We start from the raw sequence: 19,243 nt of genomic DNA on the forward strand, positions 1-19,243 counted from the left end.
CAATGATACTATAATATAGGCAAAGATTCTGAATCGGAATGTGTTCAGCAGGAGGATTGTCGTTTTGAATGACTTGTTGAAGCGGGAGCATGACATCATCAAAGTCTGCTTGTTAGCAGGCAAAATCATGCTGCAAAGCGGTGCGGAGACCTATCGGGTCGAGGATACGATGATGCGGATCGCCGCGGCTTTCGGCGTGGAGAACAGCCACAGCTATATGACTCCGACCGGGATTATCTTCTCGGTGGAGGAGCCTCAGCATATTACGCGGCTCATTCGTATTTCAGATCGGACAACCAATCTCGATAAGATCGATCAGGTCAACAGCGTGTCTCGGAGCGTAAGCCTCGGTGAGCTGACGATTGAAGAGGCTCATAGGGCGCTTGAGAAAATCGAGCATGAGCAGGCGATCTATCCGACATGGCTGCTGATTTTCCTGTCAGCGATTGCCAGCGGCTGCTTCCTCATTATGTTTCGCGGCATCTGGCCGGATTTCGTACCGGCTGCCATTGCGGGCGGTCTTGGCTTCTCCTGCTTTGTATTCATGCATCGGGTCATACCGGTGCGATTCTTCGCCGAATTCTCGGGAGCGCTGGTCATCGGCATCACCTCCGTATGGATGGTCAGATACGGATTCGGCCATCAGCTGGATACGATCATTATCAGCTCCGTGATGCCGCTCGTACCGGGCTTGCTGATCACCAATGCCATCCGCGATTTAATGGCGGGGCATCTGATATCCGGCTTGTCCAAAGGCGCGGAGGCTTTTGTTACGTCCTTTGCCATCGGCGCGGGCATTGCGTTTACGTTGTCATTCTAAGAGATGTGTGAGTGGAGGTGAAGATGGTGGCAACCTTTTATATACAGCAGCTCATCACGAGTTTTGTTGCTTCGGCGGCCTTCGGGATCATATTTAACGTACCCAAAAAAGCACTGCTGCAGTGCGGGTTTGCCGGCATGGTGGGCTGGCTGCTCTACATCATGCTGCAGAACATGATGGTTGAGCCGGTGACGGCCACCGTGTTTGCGGCTTTTTGCGTAACGATCATCAGCCATTTTTTCGCCAAAAAATACAAGACGCCTATTATCGTGTTCAGCGTGTCGGGGATTATTCCGCTGGTGCCGGGCGGAGTCGCCTATAATGCCCTTCGGCATGTCGCCCAGAATCAATTTGATCAGGCTGTTCAGCTAGGGGCGCAAGCCTTCATGATTTCAGGTGCCATCGCGCTGGGTTTGCTGCTATCGGAGGTAACGAATCAGATCATTCGGAAGTGGTCGATATCCCGGAGAAGAGCTGGAAAACCCAATTCGACCGGCTCGTAAGGCCTCGTGATTCCAAAGTGACCTTACACATCAGAATGAGGGGAGATGTTTGGCTGTTTTGGCTTGCAGCTGTTTACTGGCCGTATCGTTCGCTTAACCGCGGGGATACGGTTTTTTGGAGTGCCCGTTAGGATAGGATCTCCGCTTGAATGTTTTTACATAAGTTTCATGTTATTCCTTTTTATTGTCCAAATCATCGCTGTACTATATAATCTTTACTGCATGAAATGAAACCGCATTCACACTTATCCTATTTATCCATACCGTCCACTGACCGTCAGATGAAGATTCCTACTCCATCAAAGAAGAGGGATGTCCATGCAGGAGTTGACGCTGCATCTGTTCGAACGGATGGGCATGCTGCTCATCCTGACTTTTATACTGACGAGAATTCCGTTGTTCCGCCAATTGCTGGACCGCAAAGAGATGTCCGGCACGCGAATGTTCATCTATTCCTGCCTGTTTGGACTCTTCGGCATCCTCGGAGCGTATGCAGGCGTTGTCGTAGAGAATGGCGAGTCGAGCTCCTCCTTCTGGTTGGTGCGGCTGACCGGGGAACAGGCGCTGGCCCATTCCGCCTTGGTCGGCGTTGTGATCGGCGGGCTAATCGGCGGGCCCCGCGTCGGCATCGGGGGCGGGCTTCTGGCGGGAGCTCATCTCCTGTATATCGGCGGCTACACGGGGCTGGCAGGAGCTATCGCCGTACCGCTTACGGGTGCCCTGGCCGGGGGCGTAGCCCGATTCTTCTCGCAGGAGCGGGTGATCTCGCCGGCAAAAGCGTTATTCGTCGGCATGTTCGCCCCGATCCTGCACATGGGCGTTATTTTGATCTGTGCCGATGAGCCGGACCGCGCGGTGGAGCTGGTCAACCTGATCGGTCTGCCGATGGTGCTGACCAACAGCATATCCATTGCGATCTTCACGACGATGCTGCGGGTTGCGCTTACCGAGGAAGAGCGGGCAGCGGCTTACGAGACGGAGAAGGCATTCCATATCGCAGAAGCGGCGCTGCCGCATCTGAAGCAGGGCTTGACGTACCGAACGGCTCAGGCCGTGGCGACCTTGCTGCTGCGCGAGCTGAAAACAACGGCAGTCGCCATTACGGATACGGAGCGATTTCTGGCCCATGCCGGCGCCGCGAGCCGTACCATTGATCCCGGAGAAGAGATCAGATCCGACTTGACCAAGAATGTCATCGCGACCGGCGAGCTTCGGATCATAGAGAATGCGGAAGATATTCAACCCCGTCATCCGGCACTCGGTGCGGCCATTCTGGTCCCGATGATCGAAGGTAGCCAGATCGTAGGCGTCATTCAGTTCTACTTCAAGCGGCCGCAGGATATACGGCGCGTAGAGCTGGTCATGGCCCAAGGGCTTGGACAGCTGATTTCCTATCAGCTCGGGGCCACGGCCCACGAGAAGATGAGCCATTTAATGAAAGAGGCGGAGCTTAAGCTTTTGCAGGCGCAGATCAACCCGCATTTTCTGTTCAATACGCTCAATGCGATCCATTCGTTGATCCGGAGCGATCCGCTGCGGGCAAGACATGCCACGATGCAGCTGGGGGCGTTCATGCGCTTGAACGTCAAGGTCATGGCCTCCCGCAGAACAACCATTCGTGAGGAAATGGAGCTATTGAATGCCTATTTGGACATTATTCAAATCCGGTTCGAGGATCAGTTCACGTTTGAGTGCCAGCTGGATCCGGTGCTTGGCGAGCTTATGATTCCGCCCGCGACGCTGCAAATGCTGGTGGAGAACAGCATCAAGCACGGCTTGCGGGATAAAGCGAGCGGGGGCCTCATCCAGTTGACCCTAAAGCGGGCGGGCGATATGGCGGTTGTACAACTGCTGGACAACGGGGCTGGCATCTCGCCTGAGGTGCTGGACAGCCTCGGTGAACAGCCGATCATCGGCAGCGAGGGCACGGGAAACGGCATTTACAATATCAATCAGCGTTTAATCAGCATGTTTGGCAAAGAAGCCAGACTCATCGTAGAGAATCTTGCAGAGGGCGGATGCAGCATATCCTTCAGCATCCCCTGCAGTCTATCGGAAGGGAGCCGGTACCGTGAAGCGAATTAAAACGATGATAGCGGAAGACGAACGATTGGCAAGGGAGGAGCTGGCTTACCTGCTGGAACAGGAGCCTGATATCGAGCTGCTTCCTCATGCAGCGAACGGTCGGGAACTGCTCGAGCTTGTTCCCTTACGGCAGCCGGATGTCGTCTTTCTCGACGTTCATATGCCGGAGCTGGAAGGATTGCAGGCTGCGCGAATGCTGAAGGCCTCCCCGGTCTCGCCTTTCATTGTCTTTACGACAGCCTATGACGAGTATGCTGTCGAGGCGTTTGGTCTGAATGCGATTGATTATCTGCTAAAGCCTTACAGCCATATGCGATTAAAGGAAACGCTGCAGCGAATTCGCAGCAGGGTTCAAGAAGGGCAAGCCACCCCAAAGCAGGAAGCCTATGATGTCGCCCTCCAGGCAGCTTCGTATCCTTCTACTGAGGCTGCTCCTCGCAGCATGCGCGGCAAACTGCTATTCGATGATGGGGACAAACATGTGCTCGTCGATCCTGAGGCGATCCTGTACGCGGTGCGCGAGGAACGGGTTATTCGCATATGGACGGCCGAAGGCCAGCGGATTACGAGCAAGAGCACGCTGCAGGAGCTCGAGGAGAAGCTTGCGGGTTACTCGTTCTTTCGGCCTCATCGCAGTTACCTGGTTAACGTGAACCGGATTGCGGAGCTGTCCCCTTGGCAGAACGGCGCTTACAATATCGTGTTAAAGGATGAGCAGCGGACGATGATTCCCTTGTCTCGCGAGGCCGCCCGGGATTTGTTCCGGTTGCTTCGAGAGGCCTAGGGAGAAGCACGCGTGGGGAACGGTGGAGCGTCTCCCCGTTCAGGCGGCATATCCGCCCTTTCGCGCACCCTATCGGACGTTTCGCGCAGGAGCTGTGGTCGCAGGCAGTCCTCCTGTATATAATCATTCTAAAGCGCTTTCATTCATGGGAGACGCAATAGATCCTGATCGTTAATGGAGGGAAAGGCAATGGAAGAAAAAAGCTATACCGAAGTATGGCATTCCGAAAAATTCAAAACGCTGCTCTCCCGCAAGAAACGGTTCATTATTCCGATGACCGTCTTTTTTCTTCTGTTTTACTTTGCGCTGCCGATTCTCACTTCGTACACCGACGTGTTGAACCACCCTGCGATCGGCCCGATCACGTGGGCATGGGTATTTGCATTCGCGCAGTTTGTCATGACATGGGTCTTGTGCATCCTGTACTCCCGCAAGGCGGCTCAGTTTGACCGTATGGTAGACGATATTAAAAAGGATATGGGGGCGTAATCGACTATGGCTATCGCGTTGTTTTGCGGAATTGTAATGCTCACGCTGATTATAACGTATTACGCTGCCAAGAAAACAACCAACACCAGCGATTTCTATACGGCAGGTGGAGGGCTTAAAGGCTGGCAGAATGGGACAGCCATTGCCGGCGACTATATGTCTGCTGCCTCCTTTCTTGGTATCGCAGGCTCGATCGCGTTAGTCGGCTTTGACGGCTTCTTTTATAGCATCGGTTTCCTCGTAGCTTACCTGGTGGTGCTGTACCTTGTCGCCGAGCCGCTGCGGAATCTCGGGAAGTATACGGTGGCGGACATGATTGCCGCTCGTTTCTCCGACAAGAAAGTACGCGGCGTTGCAGCGTTGAACACGATTTCCATCTCCATCTTCTACATGATCGCACAGCTGGTTGGAGCAGGTGCGCTGATTAAGCTTTTGCTGGGACTGGATTATGTCACGTCCGTTCTGATTGTCGGCGTGCTCATGACCATCTATGTTGTCTTTGGCGGCATGCATGCCACGAGCTGGGTTCAAATCTCGAAGGCCGTGCTGCTCATGGCCGGCACGTTCATCATTTCGCTGATCGTTTTCGCCAAATTCGATTTCAGCCTGACCCAGATGTTCCATCATATGAAGACGGCCACGCCGCTGCAGGAGGCATTCCTCAACCCTGGGAATAAATACAAAATCCCGCTGGAGACGCTGTCGCTCAACCTTGCCCTCGTACTCGGCACGGCAGGTCTGCCGCATATTTTGACCCGTTTCTTTACCGTTAAGGATGCCAAGACGGCACGCAGCTCCGTGGTCTACGCTACCTGGATTATCGGCATCTTCTATGTCATGACGATCTTTCTCGGTTTCGGGGCTGCCGCCTTCGTAGGCGCGGCGGATATTACCGAGGTCGATAAAGCGGGCAACATGGCTGCGCCGCTCCTGGCCAAAGCGATTGGCGGCGACTTCCTGTTCGCGCTCATCTCGGCGGTTGCGTTCGCGACGATCCTTGCGGTGGTGACGGGCCTTGTGCTGTCCGCCGCATCGGCCTTCGCCCATGATTTCTACGGTCAGATCGTGCGCCGCGGCGAATCGTCGGAGAAGGAGCAGCTGAAGATGGCACGGTACGCATCGATTGGCGTATCCATTGTCTCCATTCTGCTCGCGTTGTTTGCCCAGAAGATGAACGTGGCATTCCTTGTTTCGCTCGCCTTCGCCGTTGCGGCCAGCGCGAATTTACCGGTTATCCTGTTCACGGTATTCTGGAAGAGGTTTAATACGACAGGCGCGGTTACCGGGATGCTGACAGGGTTAATCAGCACGGTGATTCTTGTGGCGCTTAGTCCGAATATATGGGATCCGGCCGGCAAAGCGATTTTGATTGGCGATCCGATCTTCCCGATGAGCAACCCGGGCATCATCTCCATTCCGCTTGGCTTCCTGGCAGCTTATATCGGCACGCTGTTATCCTCTTCCAAGGATGAAGCGAAGTATGCCGAAGTGCTGGTCAAGGCCAATACGGGCGCGTAATCGGGATCTAATTCTTTGACCAAAAAGGGTGTATCCAGCTGCTTAGCGGCGCAGGGACCGCCCTTTTTTTGTCATTTTATCGTAAAATAAAGGAATAACAGGCTTTCAGGCTGAGGCGGAAGGAGGCATGCACGCCACATGAACATATCCGGCATCGTTTTTTTTCTGGCGATTGTGGTCGGCACGTTAATGATTACGTATTATGCCGCCAAGCGAACAACAAGCACGAATGATTTCTATGCAGCGGGCAATCGCCTGAGCGGGCTGCAAAACGGCTTGGCCATTTCCGGTGACTATATGAGCGCGGCGTCCTTCCTTGGCATCGCGGGATCCATTGCGGTGTACGGCTTCGACGGCTTTTTCTATTCGATCGGCTTCCTTGCCTCCTATGTGATCGTGCAGTACATCATCGCCGAGCCGCTTCATAACCTGGGCAGGTACACGATGGCGGATGCGGTGGCGGTCCGGTTCAGCGAGAAACGGCTGCGCGGATGTATCGCCGTCAACAACATGATGATCACCGTCTTTTACATGATTGCCCAGCTCGTTGGTGCCGGGTGGCTCGTCCATTTGCTGTTCGGGCTGGAAACGTCGCTAGCCATCGTGCTGGTCGGAGGCTTAATGACCGTCTACGTCACGTTCGGCGGCATGCTCGCGACTTCCTGGGTGCAGATCGTCAAGTCTATTTTGCTGGTCAGCAGTACTTTTATCGTGAGTCTCATCGTACTGGCAAGGTTCGATTGGGATCTGCTCGGCTTATTCGAATCCATGAAGCGGGCGACCCCATTGCAGGAGCGGTTTCTGATGGCGGGTAATATGTTCGACCATCCGCTGGACATGCTGTCGTTTAATATGGCGCTGGTGTTAGGGACAACGGGACTTCCGCATATTATTGCGCGTTTCTACACGGTAAGAGACCCGCGTACGGTCCGTTCATCGGTAAAAACGGCAACGTTTACGATCGGCATCTTTTACGCCATGACCATTTTTCTTGGCTTTGGGGCGGCTGCCTTCGTCGATTGGTCCGTTTTGTCGGAGCGTGTTGAGCTGGCAGCGCCGCTGCTCGCAAGCGCTTTGGGTGGCGAATTCTTAATGGCCTTTGTATCGGCTGTTGCCTTCGCAACCATATTGGCCGTGATCTCCGGGCTTGTGCTGACGGCATCCTCCGCATTTGCTCATGACGTCTATAGCAGCATTTTCCGAAGGGGACGGGCGACCGAGGCACAGCAGATGAGAGTGGCCAAGCTTTCGGCCATCGTGGTTGGCACCGCTTCGATTGTGCTCGCACTCGGCGCGCAGAAGCTGAACGTGGCGTTCCTCGTTTCGTTTGCGTTCGCGGTTGCTGCCTCGGCTAACCTGCCGGTGCTGCTGTTCACGCTATTTTGGCGGAGATTTAATACGTATGGGGCCATGTCGAGCATTGCGGCCGGATTGATATCTTCCTTACTGCTCATGGCCGTGGGGCCTAACGTGATGGATCCCGGGGCCGGCTGGATCCGGGCGGAAGCGATCTTCCCGCTCAAGCATCCGGGCATCGTGTCCATTCCAATTGGTTTCGCGGGCGGCATCCTCGGTACTCTGCTATCCGGCAAAGTCGGCTCCAGCGGCCAGTTTGAGACGATGCAGGCCATTGCCCATATGGCCCCGGATGAGATTCATACCCGCGAGCCGGGATAACGTTTCCTACATAAGAATGATGAATGAGAGGCAGGGGATAACGCTGAAGCAGGATTGTGTAATTGTACTCGCGCCCGAATCATTTAAGGAGAGCATGACCGCCAAAGAAGTCTGTGAGTCGATGGAACGCGGCATGTAAGAAGGGAAATCCGAAGGCGACCTGTATCCATGTGCCCATGGCGGACGGCGGTGAGGGTACGATGCAGTCCCTGGTTGATCAAGGGATAGACGCTATTTTTGGCATCGTGCCAGGCGCTGTTACGCTAGCGGAGGCGCTGGACAACGAACAGCTAAACGTGGAGAGAACGTCGGGGCATATCGTCCGTCTCATGATTTCCTTGTGCAAGTAATCATTCTTAATAGGGAGTAGATGCGGGAAGGGCTGACCTATTCGCTAACGAAAAAGGCGCGCTGAGTTGGTTCGGTGAACCTCAAACCTCTCAGACACGCCGGTTATACTTCATATCCCTTCCCCCGCAGGATGCGCGAGGACTTCGGGATTATCCCTTTCGATGCTTCTTGCTTTATTTAATGCCAAGCCGCATACGGTAGCTGAGCATCACGGGAAGAGTCCGCCCTTGGAAGTGCTCCTCGACCAGGGCATGGAACTGTGCGATTTTATCGTTCAATTCGGTTTGTTTCAGCTTGAACACGGTTTGGATACCGCCTTGACTGACGGCAAGGCCGGTATAACGTTCGGCGGTGAACGGCTCCATATGATGGAATACGATCTCTTTGGAGAACCGGAATACCCCGCTCTCCCGGATATGCTTCAGATGCTCGTTCTTATTCCCTTTATAAGCCTTCTCCTGTGTCTCCACATGGCGGTCGATGATAGCCTCTGCCCGTTCAATCAGCTCTTGGTATGCTTGCTCGACCTTCCAGGTCAGGCTCGGCGGCCAATCGCAATCATATACCGCGAATATCCCTTCCTCACGCAGAACGCGGGAAACCTCCTTCAACGTGCTGGCCGGGTCCATCCAGTGAAAGGACTGGGAACAGGTGATGATGTCCGCTGACTGATCCGGGAGCGCTAACTGGTTCGAGTAGCCGGAGACGAACTTGATGTCGGCAAGCTGCACACCGTGAGTGGCATCGCCCTCTTGCTGCAGCGATTGCAGTTTGGCCATAGCCTTGCCCCGCATATCGTCATTCGGCTCAACGCCGATGACTTGGTCCGCTGCGTCTTTCCATGCAAACGAGGACAGTCCCGTGCCGCATCCCAAGTCGACAACGAGAGAAGGCTTGCGCTCTAAATAGCCTGTCAGCAGGGCGACAACCTCCTGGGGAGCTTCGGGGCGATGCTGATCATAGGTATCCTCAAAGCCGGTGAAACGATCCACGTTGCTGGCACGGTTACCCTCGGGAACGAAATCCTTACTCCACACTTCGGTCATATCCTTGGTCATCATTATTCATCTCCTTATCCGGGTACATAATCGGGCATTACAATTGGAGGTCTTGGCTGGCGTAGGTAAGTAGCACGTTCCAGTTGATGTATCCTGCCTCTTTAATGCCATCATATCATAGGAAAGGAACTTATTAACAGATAGGCTTGACCCGGGTAGTGCCGATGCGGGTACAATAGAGAGATCGAATGAGGAAGAGGGATGCATATGAAGACACCAATATCACCGAAGGGGATATTCTTCGATGTGGATGATACATTGTATGACCATCTGGCGCCTTTTCGCGATGCCGTTCAGAAGGTTGCCCGCCCTGATGGCGCGTTTCCTTATGAAGCCGCCTATCACCGGATGCGCTATTACAGCGACAAGCTGTCCGTAGAGCTCGGAGGGGCTGGCACGGCTGCTTACGGGGAAGCGGTTGAAGATATGCGCAGGCGTCGTTTCCAATTCGCGTTGGCCGAATTCGGCATACAGCTGACCCTCGAGGAGGCTGAGGCGGTACAGCAGACCTATCTGGACCGGCAGTATAACATCACGATGTTTGAAGGCGCCCGGGAGCTTCTTAAGAAATTGGCGGATACCGGGCATGTCGTTGGCTTGATTACCAATGGTCCGGCAGAACACCAGATGAACAAAATCGCAGCGATGCAGCTGGGTGATCTCATACCGGAGGAGCGTCTATTCGTATCCGGAGCGGTGGGCTGGGACAAGCCCGATCCGCGGATCTTCCACCATGTGAATCGGTTGACCGGAACGGTGCCGGAGGACTCCTATTACATCGGGGATTCATGGCGCAATGATGTGGTTGGCGCCCTGGCTGCGGGCTGGCATGTGATTTGGTTCAATCACCGGAGCGTAGGGCCGGAATCGGAGCATCAACCACAGCATACCGTGACGAGTTATGGCGAGCTGGAGCGGCTGCTTGATGAGGTTATCGAATAAAAAATGCTGCGGCGAGTGTAAAGTGTTACCGGAGCAGGACTAAGTTAAAGAATTATCGTGGCCATGCCCTTTAAATGGAGGGCTTGGCTTTTTTGCTGCTTAATATTCAACCGATTGGTTGACTTTCTGAGTTCCGTTCATTATAGTTAACCATATGGTTGAACAAAATAACGAAGAACAACTGGATCACATCTTCCACGCGCTGGCTGATCCGACCCGAAGAGAGATGGTGCGCATGATCGCTGCGCGGGAGATGACCGTATCCGAGCTGGCCGAGCCGTTTGACATGTCGCTTGCGGCAGCCTCCAAGCATATCAAGGTGCTGGAGCGCTCCGGCCTGCTGGATCGATCCATTCAGGGGCGGACACATACCTGTCGCCTCAATCCGGGCGTCATGTCCAGGGCGCTGGAATGGCTGCAATTCTACGAACGATTCTGGACCCGGCAATTTGATGTATTGGAACGCGAGCTGAACAAAGCGAAGAAGGAGGAGCATTAGGAATACGGCTGGACATACTGGACAACGATGATAACGTAGGGAAACAGACGGAATACCACTTTGAATATGAGAAGGATGATTAACATTGGAGAATGCCTCTACAACCACGCTGGTCATGAAACGCTTGTTTGAGGTAGCGCCGGAACGAGTATTTGATGCCTGGTTAAACCCCGACATGATGCGCAAATGGTTGTTTACGCTGGAAACGACGAACAAGATCGCCCGTAATGATCCTCGGGTAGGCGGAACCTGGGAGATTGTTGACGTTCGGGAAGGCAAGGAGTACCGGGCCATTGGGGAGTATCTTGTAATCGATCGGCCCCACAAGCTGGTGCTTACCTTCAGGATGCCCCAGTTCAGCGAAACTGTGGACCAAATAACGGTCGAGTTCAAAGCCGTGGACGCAGGATGCGAAATGACATTCACGCAAGAGATCGTTGTCCCTCACGAGGAAGATTGGACCGCAGAGGATATCGAGAAGGCGCTGACGGAGTATCATACTCAGACCGAACATGGATGGGGTTATATGTTTGAGGGATTGAAGCAGCTGCTTGAGACAGGAAAGATAAACTACCCATCCTAATCTGATGAACAAGGGAGCAGTGTTTTGCCATGAAGAGTGTTACCCCGTTTTTAATGTTTCAAGGTAATGCCGAAGAAGCCATGAACCATTACATTTCCATTATCGAGGATTCCGAAATTACAAGCATTGTCCGTTATGGCCCCAATCAGCAGGGAGCTGAGGGAAGCGTTATGCATGCCGCCTTTTCGTTGAAGGGGCAAACGTTTATGTGCATCGACAGCAATGTGAAGCATGATTTCACGTTCACGCCTTCCTTCTCCATCTATCTGACTTGCGAATCGGAAGCGGAGATCGAGAAGGTGTACGGGGCATTAATGGATGGCGGAGGTGCGATGATGCCGCTGGACAACTATGGCTTTAGCCAAAAATTCGGCTGGATCGCGGACAAGTTCGGCGTATCCTGGCAGCTTAATCTGCCGAATGAAGCGTAATAACGTTACGTCATCGATCCATGAGAGACGGGCCCGCGAGGGATCCGTCTCTTTTTGCGCTGATAACGCATCGCTAGCCCACTGCTCCGCGTTCAAGGCCCCGCGGATCCTAAAGTCAACCGAACGGCAGAATATTGCAAATGGCGCAGACCGAGGTCCCATACGGCTTCTTATTCCGTGTACTGCTTTCGGAATTGCAGCGGCGATAGGCCGAAACGCGCGGAGAAGCGGCGCGAGAAATAGGGCGGATATTGAAATCCCACATGCTCCGCAATACGCGCCATGGACCACTGGGTGGTCAGCAGCAGCCGCTTCGCCTGGTCCAGGCGGTATTGCAGCAGGTATTCCGTTGGCGTCAAGCCGTGCGATTCTTTCATGCAGCGTGTCAGGTAATTGTAGTGGAAATGGAGGTCGGACGATAAACGTGCGTTGCTGATGGGCTCACGGTAATGCATTTTGATATAGGACTCCACCTGCTCCGCGATTTTACGTACCCGCGATTGTTCCTGATCCGATCTCGACGGGTCCAGCAGCTCCAGCAGCTCGATAAACAGCGTTTGTTCCCGCCAAAATGCCGTGGATCTCGGTTCCGTTGCCAGCAGGTGCAGGGAATCGAACAGATGATAGGCTTGCTCCGGATAAGGGACAGGGCCTTGTCTTGGCAGCTTGATATTGTGTGAGATCGACTCATGATCGGCAGTGCTCGAAACCGCGGACTGAAAATGCAGCCAATAAAAGGAGGTTTCCTCCTGGCACCCTTGTACAGCGTAGTGGTGCGCGTCCGGCATCAATACGGCCATATCCCCGGCACGCAGTGCCCACTGCATGTCCTCCTCACCCAGAAACAAGCAGCCGCGTTGAACGAGGATAAGGTCGAAGACGCCAAGGTTTCTCCGGTTGGGATGCGACTCGCCTGGCATATAATGCGTTTTTCCGCATTCAAGGAAGTAGGGGAGCGGCGGCGAAGGAAAGGTAAGAACACTCCGTTCCGTCATAGTGACACCTCCAGGGAAGTGTGAAATCGTATAAGAAATTAGGTCAATTCTGTTATCGTTTTCATCCTATCATAGAACGTAGAATGGGAAGTGTCGAGGCTTTATCCTATCGAATTCCAAAAGGAGTGTGTATCCAAGATGATAACTCTTACTTCGCGTTCAGCTGCCGTCCCCCTTAAGCAAGTGAAACTGACGGATCCTTTCTGGTCCCGTTACATAGAGCTGGTAAGGGAAGTGGTAATCCCATACCAATATGAAGCCCTCCATGATCGAATTCCGGGCGTGGAGCCGAGTTATGGCGTGTCCAATTTTCGAATTGCTGCCGGCAGGGACGAGGGGGAGTTTGGCGGTATGGTGTTTCAGGACAGCGATGTCGCGAAATGGCTTGAGGCTGCGGCGTATTCGCTTGCCATTCATCCGGATCCGAAGCTGGAGGAGCAGGTGGATGAGCTGATCGATCTTGTGGCCGCTGCCCAGCAGCCGGATGGCTATCTGAATACGTATTTTACGGTAAAGGAGCCGGAGAAGCGCTGGACCAATCTGACGGATTGCCATGAGCTGTACTGCGCCGGCCACATGATAGAAGCCGGAGTTGCGCATTACCGGGCGACGGGCAAGCGGAAGCTGCTGGATGTGGTGTGCCGCTTGGCGGATTACATCGATACCGTCTTTGGACCCGAGGATGGGAAAATCCATGGGTTTGACGGCCATCAGGAGATTGAGCTGGCACTTGTCAAATTGTATGAGGTAACCCAAGAGCCGAGATATTTGAGTCTGAGTCAGTATTTCATAGATGAGCGTGGGACAGAACCCCACTTCTTCCTTCAGGAGTGGGAACAGCGAGGGAAGAAATCCTTCTATCGCTCGGTACTGAACGCACCGCATTTGGCTTATCATCAGAGCCACCTGCCGGTCAGGGAACAGAAGGAGGCGGTCGGGCATTCGGTCCGGGCCGTATATATGTACACGGCGATGGCGGATCTGGCCGCCAGAACGAAGGACCCGGCTCTGCTTGAGGCTTGCAATAACTTGTGGCGCAACATGGTCCATAAACAGATGTATATTACCGGTGGGATCGGCTCCACTCATCATGGCGAGGCGTTTACGACGGATTACGATCTGCCGAACGATACCGTATATTCCGAGACCTGCGCATCCATCGGGTTGATCTTTTTTGCCCAGCGTATGCTGCAGTTGTCACCCAAATCGGAGTATGCGGACGTGATGGAGCGTGCGCTGTTCAACACGGTCATTGGCAGCATGGCTCAGGACGGACGGCATTTCTTCTATGTGAATCCGCTTGAGGTATGGCCTACAGCCTGCCGTCATAATCCGGGCAAGTTCCATGTGAAGCCGGTTCGGCCGGGATGGTTCGCCTGCGCTTGCTGCCCGCCGAACGTGGCGAGACTGCTGTCGTCGCTGGGTGAATACGTGTATACGATGAATGACGATACGCTGTATACCCATTTGTATATCGGCGGTGAATCGGAGATCCGGTTCGGGGACGTGCCGGTGAAGGTAACCCAGACCAGCGCGCTGCCATGGGACGGGAATGTTACGCTTACGATTGAGCCTGAGCAGGCAGCCGAGTGGACCGTCGCTCTCCGTATTCCGGACTGGTCGCGCGGCAAAGCCATTATGCGGGTGAACGGGCAAGAGGTGATCGTGGAGGATATTACCCAAGACGGTTATGCCTACGTGAAGAGAGTGTGGGCACCGGGAGACACCGTGGAACTGGTTTTCTCCATGGAGATCCATCAAGTAAGAGCCAATCCCCACATTCGGGGGAATGCCGGCAAGGCCGCGATTCAGCGCGGGCCGCTCGTATACTGCCTGGAGAGCGACGATCATGGAGCGCCGGTATCCTCGCTGTCACTCGCAGGCGATCCAAAGCTTCATTCGCGATTCGATCCGAATCTTCTCGGCGGGGCCGTTGTCATTGAAGGGGATGGATGGCTTGAAGAGTCTGATGATTGGGGTGATGAGCTGTATCGTTCCTCTCCGAAAAAGGTGCTTCCCGCGGCATTAAAGGCCATTCCGTACTATTTATGGGGCAACCGCGGTGAGAATGAAATGGCCGTCTGGGTGCGCGAGCTGCCGCACACGGTATGAAGATCGTACAGTCTGCTCCCCGAATAGGGAGTTGGCAGAGCAGCCAGCATACAAAGGATGCAATGGCAAAGCTTGACTGCCGAACCGCATAACATGAAGGGCTTGCCCAAGGTCGATGGACCTCGGGCAAGCCCTTTTTTAGCCGAAAAGGATATGGGATGTGTGTTAAGCTGCTTTTATAACAGCTTCTTGATATCCTCTTCCATCTTCTCTGGAGTATCCGTCGGCGCAAAGCGTTTGATCACCTTGCCGCTGCGGTCCACCAGAAACTTGGTGAAGTTCCATTTGATCGCCTTGATGCCCAGTGCGCCGGGGGCTTCGCTGGTCAGATATTTGTAAAGCGGATGAGCGTTCGTGCCGTTCACATCAATCTTGGAAAACAGCGGAAATGTTACGCCGTGATTGAGCTTGCAGGCCTCTTCGATCGCGGCATCCTCCTCCAGCTCTTGATTCATGAATTGGCTGCTGGGGAAGCCGAGAACGGCCAATCCCTGGTCGCGGTAGGTTTGGTGCAGCTTCTCCAGACCGTCGAATTGAGGGGCAAAGCCGCATTTGGTCGCCGTATTGACGATCAGCATGACATCGCCTTTATAAGATTCCAACGTTTGGGATTCGCCGCGTATCGTTTTTACTTCATATTCATAGATCGACATCGCCGTAGAAACCTCCTCCAATGAGATGTATTACGTTCAGAGTATATCCTTTTACGGCGGATTGCAATTTGATAGGGCGACATCCAGGGTTTATGAGTGCAGGTACATGGCCATATATGAATTTCAATACCTGATGCGGAAATATCAAAAGTAAAATTTTGTATTTTCATCTGGACTTATTCAGGAGATGTATGATAGTAGTAGAATAAGTGCTTAATCGAATGAACCAAGAGGGGTACTGCTGAAATCATGTGTGGGAGGACGGTATGAGATTAAAAACGCAAATGCTCAAAACGACGGTGACCAGCCTGCTGGCTTTTATGTTCATCGTCCTCATCGTCCTGGTGCCGAGGGATTTGAATCTGTCGGTGGACGGCTATTTAGTGGTGGCAAACTATTCCTTTGATCTGGGTGAGTATGTTACGTATATTCGCGATTATTTTGCAAATGCCATTCAGAACGGGACGCTGGGAGAAACGCGGTATATCGGCCAGTCCTCGGAAGCGGCCGCTTTCGGAGCCGTCGGCAAAAGCCTGCTCGTTATTGTATCCGCTTTACTCATAGGATTCGTGTTTGGCATTCTGAAGGGAGTCCTGGACTACAAATTGTCCAAGACCAAATTCAGCGTGCTGGGGCACTGGACGACATGGCTGTTCCAGTCCATTCCGGATTTTTTTCTGATGCTGATCGCGCAGTGGGTGCTCGTTAGGCATGTTCCGGCTATCCGTTATTTTGCGGTTGACGGCTGGGAGGCCTTCGTGCTGCCTTCGCTGCTTGTCTCGATTTACCCGATTTTCTTCATTGCCCGAATCACGTCGGCCTCGCTGCTTGCACAGGAAGGCAAGATGTACATACTGCTGGCTAAAGCCAAAGGGCTGAGCGACCGAAAGGTTGTCTACAAACATATGCTGCGCAACGGCATCGCGACCATCCTGACCCATCTTCCGGGCCTGCTTGTCTTCATCTTGTCCAACCTGCTCGTGGTGGAATATTACCGCAACTATCCAGGGGCGGCGTGGAGATTGTTTCTGGCACTGGATTTTAATACGTTCAGCGGCACTGGCGGCAATTATGAACCGGGTGTCATTATTTATATCGCATTTTCCTTCATGGTGCTGTTCATGATCGTCCAATGGATCAGTCATTCGGCACGCAAGTACTTTGATCCACGATAAAGATACGAGGTGAGTCGTCTTGAAGAACTTTCCATTATGGATAGGCGGTATTTTGCTTGCTTTCTTCGTTTTCGTTATGCTGGCGGGGCCTTACATGCCCTTCATCGATAAGGATTTGAAGAATGAACCCTCCAGATGGGTGATGAAGGACGGGAAGCAGAAGCTGACCCTTCCGCCCTATAAGCCTTCCTCAAAGAACTGGCTTGGATCGGATAAGAGGGGGGTCGATAACCTGAGCAAGCTGGTTGTGACCGCCAAGGATACGATCCTGCTGGTGCTCGCGATTACGGCTGTCCGATATGCGATCGGGGTGCCCCTGGGATTGATTGCCCGCAAGAAAAAGGGGTTCACCCACCGGCTCATCACCTTTTGGAACCAGTTGTGCTCCTATTTGCCGCCGGTCTTTGCCTCGGCCCTGCTGCTTGCGCTTCCGTTCTTTCTCTTCTCTCAGCAGCGGATGGGCTGGGCCATTCTGATTCTGGCCAGCGTCGAGGCCGGGCGAGTGGCCATCACGATTCAGCAGCAGGCCCACAAGATGGCAAGCGAGCCTTATATGGAGGCCGGAACCGCGTTAGGTCTTCGCACGAGGACGTTGACGAAGAATTACTATATCCCGGTCATGTTCCCCGAAGTGATCGTCAACTTCTGTTTGGATATGGGAAAGGTCATGCTCCTGCTTGGCCAGCTTGCGATCGTGAACATCTTCCTTGGTCATGAGTGGAAGGAAGTTAACTATTATGTCATGGAATTCGTGGAGACCGGGTATAACTGGGCCACGATTCTGTCCAAGCATCGGGCGGAGATCTGGCTAGGGAAGTTCCAATTCGTGGTCTATCCGGCATTTGCCATGATGCTGCTGATCATCACGTTTAACCTGTTAGGCGAGGGTCTGCGCCGCCGTTATCAGGTTAAAGGCTGATCGATGCGTGTCCATTAACGCGAAAAACCGGAAGGATGAGGGCTTTCGCAGGTGTTTTCCTACACATTAGGAGTGCCTGGCGAAACCGATCCTTCCGGCCTTTTTTTGTTCATGTAAAATGCCGCTGTTTACGCTTCTACGGGAATATCCGGGTGTGCCCAGACGGACACGCTGCCGCCGTTCACCGGAAAAAGAGCGAAACCATCCTTGCCGATCGTAATGCGATCCTTCCGGGTACGGGTCAGATCCACCCATACCTCTCCGGCTCGATGCTCGCCGACAAACATCCGCTTATCGCCGGCTTCGCCATTGGTAATGACCACCGCGCAGCCGGAACATTCGATTTCCGGGATGCCGCGGCGAACCCAGCCTATCGTATTCGGATGGTCAAAATAATCATCCTGCTCGCCATACGCCCGATTCGCTCTGGCATACAGCAGCGGGTCGATCGCCTCCCTTTTGCCGGGAATGGGTTTCTCGCCGCCGATTCCGTAATAATCGCCATAGAAGACGGAAGGATAACCGTCCTTTCGCAGCAGGATCAACGCATAAGCGCTCTGCTTGAACCAATCCTCCACCCAGGATTCCAGCGATTCCTGCGGCTGCGAGTCGTGATTGTCCACAAACGTGACGGCATTCATCGGGTGTGATTGCACGAGCGTATCGTCGAAGATCGTCCGCAGATCAAAGGAACGGCCGGCTTTGGAAGCGGCTTGCAGTTTATAGTGAAGAGACACGTCAAACAGATCGATCTTGTAATCTACCGTATCCAGAAAGTTTCGACAGTCTTGAAGCTCGGGATTCCAAAACTCGCCCACGATGTAAAAATCATCTCCGCGCTTTTTCTTCATGGCGGTGGCAAATTCTTTAATGAAGTCATGGTTAATATGCTTGATCGCATCCAGCCGGAATCCGCTGCATTGCAGCGTATCCACCAGCCACTTGCCCCAAGCAACCATTTCCTTGCGTACATCCGGATGACTGTAATCAATGTTGGCAAACATCAGGTAGTCGTAATTGCCGAATTCATTGTCAACGTTATCACTCCATGATTTATTCTCGCCGACGATCCGGTAAATGCCGGAACGTTTGCTGAAATCGTCGTAATCGGTACCGTTAAAATGAGTGAAATTCCATAGGAACGAGGAGTATTGATCCCCTCGGCCAGGGAAGGTGAACTTGGTCCAGCCTTCAATCTCGAATGGCTTGGATATATCCTTGGTCCGATCCATCTCGTCGACCTGCACAACCCGAAACCGCTCGGTTTCATCAGCACCCGCCTTATGGTTCATGACCAGATCCACATAGACGGCAATTCCGTTCTTGTGGCAGGCCGCGATGGCATCGATCAATTCCTGCTTGGTACCATACTTCGTGCGAACCGTTCCCTTCTGATCGAACTCTCCCAGATCATACAGGTCGTATACGCTATAACCATTATCCTCGGCGGACGATGCTTTTGTCACCGGAGGAATCCATACCGCATCGATCCCAGCCTTGCTCAGCTCGGGGGCTGCGTTCTTGAGTCGGTTCCAGTGCGAGCCATCGGCTGCAACATGCCATTCGAAGAATTGCATAATCGTATGATTTCGTTGCATACTTCCATCTCCTCTATCATGATAGCTCTGCATATTTACTGCATACTAAGC

18 protein-coding genes and 1 pseudogene are annotated in these 19,243 nt (G+C 53.4%); 15 read left to right on the forward strand and 4 right to left on the reverse strand.

What is annotated here, in order from left to right; translation table 11 throughout:
* Window positions 1-64: 64 nt before the first annotated feature.
* The 8 genes and pseudogenes from OHJ21_RS29410 to OHJ21_RS29445 all read left to right on the forward strand — a co-directional run.
* On the forward strand, window positions 65-820 hold the full coding sequence (locus tag OHJ21_RS29410) for a threonine/serine exporter family protein (protein ID WP_100541092.1): 756 nt from the start codon (window positions 65-67) through the stop codon (window positions 818-820).
* 23 nt (window positions 821-843) lie between these two features.
* Window positions 844-1,323 carry a threonine/serine exporter family protein gene (locus tag OHJ21_RS29415; RefSeq protein WP_076323830.1) on the forward strand — a complete coding sequence of 160 codons (480 nt, stop codon included), beginning with the start codon at window positions 844-846 and terminating at the stop codon, window positions 1,321-1,323.
* 318 nt (window positions 1,324-1,641) lie between these two features.
* The gene (locus OHJ21_RS29420) at window positions 1,642-3,408 is read left to right on the forward strand and encodes a LytS/YhcK type 5TM receptor domain-containing protein (protein WP_100541091.1); all 1,767 of its coding nucleotides are present in this window, start codon (window positions 1,642-1,644) and stop codon (window positions 3,406-3,408) included.
* Window positions 3,395-4,192: a LytR/AlgR family response regulator transcription factor gene (locus OHJ21_RS29425; protein WP_100541090.1), complete on the forward strand. Its 798-nt coding sequence runs from the start codon at window positions 3,395-3,397 to the stop codon at window positions 4,190-4,192. The genes OHJ21_RS29420 and OHJ21_RS29425 overlap by 14 nt, the downstream gene beginning before the upstream one ends.
* 189 nt (window positions 4,193-4,381) lie before the next feature.
* On the forward strand, window positions 4,382-4,681 hold the full coding sequence (locus tag OHJ21_RS29430) for a DUF485 domain-containing protein (protein WP_009593006.1): 300 nt from the start codon (window positions 4,382-4,384) through the stop codon (window positions 4,679-4,681).
* A 6-nt stretch (window positions 4,682-4,687) separates the two neighbouring features.
* On the forward strand, window positions 4,688-6,199 hold the full coding sequence (locus tag OHJ21_RS29435; RefSeq protein ID WP_100541089.1) for a solute symporter family protein: 1,512 nt from the start codon (window positions 4,688-4,690) through the stop codon (window positions 6,197-6,199).
* 138 nt (window positions 6,200-6,337) lie between these two features.
* Entirely contained in the window at window positions 6,338-7,876 is a 1,539-nt protein-coding gene (locus tag OHJ21_RS29440; RefSeq protein ID WP_100541088.1) for a solute symporter family protein, read from the forward strand.
* Between the two features lie 19 nt (window positions 7,877-7,895).
* A pseudogene (locus OHJ21_RS29445) lies at window positions 7,896-8,094 on the forward strand (glycerate kinase); the annotation flags it as partial.
* Window positions 8,095-8,400: 306 nt separating this feature from the next.
* On the opposite strand, the gene OHJ21_RS29450 reads toward OHJ21_RS29445, so the two are convergent.
* Window positions 8,401-9,285 (reverse strand): class I SAM-dependent methyltransferase, encoded by an 885-nt coding sequence (locus OHJ21_RS29450; protein WP_100541359.1) that lies wholly within the window; start codon window positions 9,283-9,285, stop codon window positions 8,401-8,403.
* Between the two features lie 201 nt (window positions 9,286-9,486).
* Here OHJ21_RS29450 and OHJ21_RS29455 point away from each other — a divergent pair, with 201 nt between their 5' ends.
* From OHJ21_RS29455 to OHJ21_RS29470, 4 genes are all read left to right on the forward strand, one after another.
* On the forward strand, window positions 9,487-10,227 hold the full coding sequence (locus tag OHJ21_RS29455; protein ID WP_100541087.1) for an HAD family hydrolase: 741 nt from the start codon (window positions 9,487-9,489) through the stop codon (window positions 10,225-10,227).
* A 154-nt stretch (window positions 10,228-10,381) separates the two neighbouring features.
* Complete coding sequence (locus tag OHJ21_RS29460) at window positions 10,382-10,726, forward strand: ArsR/SmtB family transcription factor (protein ID WP_100541086.1); 345 nt, start codon at window positions 10,382-10,384, stop codon at window positions 10,724-10,726.
* Between the two features lie 85 nt (window positions 10,727-10,811).
* Window positions 10,812-11,309, forward strand: a complete 498-nt coding sequence (locus tag OHJ21_RS29465; RefSeq protein ID WP_100541085.1) for an SRPBCC family protein — start codon at window positions 10,812-10,814, stop codon at window positions 11,307-11,309.
* Window positions 11,310-11,338: 29 nt separating this feature from the next.
* Window positions 11,339-11,740: a VOC family protein gene (locus OHJ21_RS29470; protein WP_100541084.1), complete on the forward strand. Its 402-nt coding sequence runs from the start codon at window positions 11,339-11,341 to the stop codon at window positions 11,738-11,740.
* A gap of 170 nt (window positions 11,741-11,910) precedes the next feature.
* Here the strand turns inward: OHJ21_RS29470 and OHJ21_RS29475 are convergent, their stop codons facing one another.
* A complete protein-coding gene (locus tag OHJ21_RS29475) occupies window positions 11,911-12,735 on the reverse strand; it encodes a helix-turn-helix transcriptional regulator (protein ID WP_100541083.1) in 825 nt (274 codons plus the stop codon).
* 138 nt (window positions 12,736-12,873) lie between these two features.
* Here OHJ21_RS29475 and OHJ21_RS29480 point away from each other — a divergent pair, with 138 nt between their 5' ends.
* On the forward strand, window positions 12,874-14,847 hold the full coding sequence (locus tag OHJ21_RS29480; protein WP_486021948.1) for a glycoside hydrolase family 127 protein: 1,974 nt from the start codon (window positions 12,874-12,876) through the stop codon (window positions 14,845-14,847).
* A gap of 176 nt (window positions 14,848-15,023) precedes the next feature.
* Here the strand turns inward: OHJ21_RS29480 and OHJ21_RS29485 are convergent, their stop codons facing one another.
* The gene (locus OHJ21_RS29485) at window positions 15,024-15,500 is read right to left on the reverse strand and encodes a glutathione peroxidase (RefSeq protein ID WP_009592987.1); all 477 of its coding nucleotides are present in this window, start codon (window positions 15,498-15,500) and stop codon (window positions 15,024-15,026) included.
* A gap of 266 nt (window positions 15,501-15,766) precedes the next feature.
* Here OHJ21_RS29485 and OHJ21_RS29490 point away from each other — a divergent pair, with 266 nt between their 5' ends.
* Window positions 15,767-16,675 (forward strand): ABC transporter permease subunit, encoded by a 909-nt coding sequence (locus OHJ21_RS29490; RefSeq protein WP_100541081.1) that lies wholly within the window; start codon window positions 15,767-15,769, stop codon window positions 16,673-16,675.
* A 19-nt stretch (window positions 16,676-16,694) separates the two neighbouring features.
* Complete coding sequence (locus OHJ21_RS29495) at window positions 16,695-17,594, forward strand: ABC transporter permease subunit (RefSeq protein ID WP_100541080.1); 900 nt, start codon at window positions 16,695-16,697, stop codon at window positions 17,592-17,594.
* 128 nt (window positions 17,595-17,722) lie between these two features.
* On the opposite strand, the gene OHJ21_RS29500 is transcribed toward OHJ21_RS29495, so the two are convergent.
* A complete protein-coding gene (locus OHJ21_RS29500; RefSeq protein WP_100541079.1) occupies window positions 17,723-19,192 on the reverse strand; it encodes an alpha-amylase in 1,470 nt (489 codons plus the stop codon).
* Window positions 19,193-19,243 lie beyond the last annotated feature (51 nt).

Origin of the sequence: Virgibacillus sp. LDC1, assembly GCF_025792345.1 — a bacterium.
Lineage (GTDB): Bacteria > Bacillota > Bacilli > Paenibacillales > Paenibacillaceae > Paenibacillus_AQ > Paenibacillus_AQ lautus.

Bases quoted from the DNA above. Each gene is read 5' to 3' on its own strand.
- OHJ21_RS29460 (WP_100541086.1), top strand. From the start codon at position 10,382: ATGGTTGAACAAAATAACGAAGAACAACTGGATCACATCTTCCACGCG.
- OHJ21_RS29500 (WP_100541079.1), bottom strand. From the start codon at position 19,192: ATGCAACGAAATCATACGATTATGCAATTCTTCGAATGGCATGTTGCA.
- OHJ21_RS29490 (WP_100541081.1), top strand. From the start codon at position 15,767: ATGAGATTAAAAACGCAAATGCTCAAAACGACGGTGACCAGCCTGCTG.
- OHJ21_RS29455 (WP_100541087.1), top strand. From the start codon at position 9,487: ATGCATATGAAGACACCAATATCACCGAAGGGGATATTCTTCGATGTG.
- OHJ21_RS29480 (WP_486021948.1), top strand. From the start codon at position 12,874: ATGATAACTCTTACTTCGCGTTCAGCTGCCGTCCCCCTTAAGCAAGTG.
- OHJ21_RS29470 (WP_100541084.1), top strand. From the start codon at position 11,339: ATGAAGAGTGTTACCCCGTTTTTAATGTTTCAAGGTAATGCCGAAGAA.
- OHJ21_RS29430 (WP_009593006.1), top strand. From the start codon at position 4,382: ATGGAAGAAAAAAGCTATACCGAAGTATGGCATTCCGAAAAATTCAAA.
- OHJ21_RS29440 (WP_100541088.1), top strand. From the start codon at position 6,338: ATGAACATATCCGGCATCGTTTTTTTTCTGGCGATTGTGGTCGGCACG.
- OHJ21_RS29450 (WP_100541359.1), bottom strand. From the start codon at position 9,285: ATGACCAAGGATATGACCGAAGTGTGGAGTAAGGATTTCGTTCCCGAG.
- OHJ21_RS29435 (WP_100541089.1), top strand. From the start codon at position 4,688: ATGGCTATCGCGTTGTTTTGCGGAATTGTAATGCTCACGCTGATTATA.
- OHJ21_RS29475 (WP_100541083.1), bottom strand. From the start codon at position 12,735: ATGACGGAACGGAGTGTTCTTACCTTTCCTTCGCCGCCGCTCCCCTAC.
- OHJ21_RS29415 (WP_076323830.1), top strand. From the start codon at position 844: ATGGTGGCAACCTTTTATATACAGCAGCTCATCACGAGTTTTGTTGCT.
- OHJ21_RS29420 (WP_100541091.1), top strand. From the start codon at position 1,642: ATGCAGGAGTTGACGCTGCATCTGTTCGAACGGATGGGCATGCTGCTC.
- OHJ21_RS29485 (WP_009592987.1), bottom strand. From the start codon at position 15,500: ATGTCGATCTATGAATATGAAGTAAAAACGATACGCGGCGAATCCCAA.